Origin of the sequence: Methylobacterium sp. J-078, assembly GCF_022829285.1 — a bacterium.
In the GTDB taxonomy this organism is placed as follows: domain Bacteria; phylum Pseudomonadota; class Alphaproteobacteria; order Rhizobiales; family Beijerinckiaceae; genus Methylobacterium.
Genome location: NZ_JAKSYI010000021.1, coordinates 1 through 323 on the forward strand (window position 1 = coordinate 1; position 323 = coordinate 323).

Sequence of the window (323 nt, forward strand, 5' to 3'; positions counted from 1 at the left end):
GAGCTCGGGCGGGAAGGCGATGCGCTCGGCCCCGTCGCGCTCGGCCTCGTCGCGGGCGCGCCGCGCGGCGAGTTCGTCCCTGGCCTTGAGGACGATGTCGAGGTTGGGCCGCGCCTGCGTCTCGTCGAGGCGGATGGGCACGTCGCCGGCCTTCGCCCGGGCGGCCTCGCGGACCAGCGGTTCGCCCACCACCCCGCCGGTGGGGTGCTGGATCTACTTGACGTCGGACTCTACCACGAGCTGGCCCGACGCGATCACGGCGCCGGAGATCTGCGTGAGGGTGGCCCACCCCCCCACCCAGACGACGAGGAGCACCCCGAGGC

At 74.6% G+C, this 323-nt stretch carries 1 pseudogene; it reads right to left on the reverse strand.

Annotation, left to right across the window (positions count from 1 at the left end):
• Positions 1-323, reverse strand: a pseudogene (locus tag MKK58_RS00805) (HlyD family type I secretion periplasmic adaptor subunit); the annotation flags it as partial.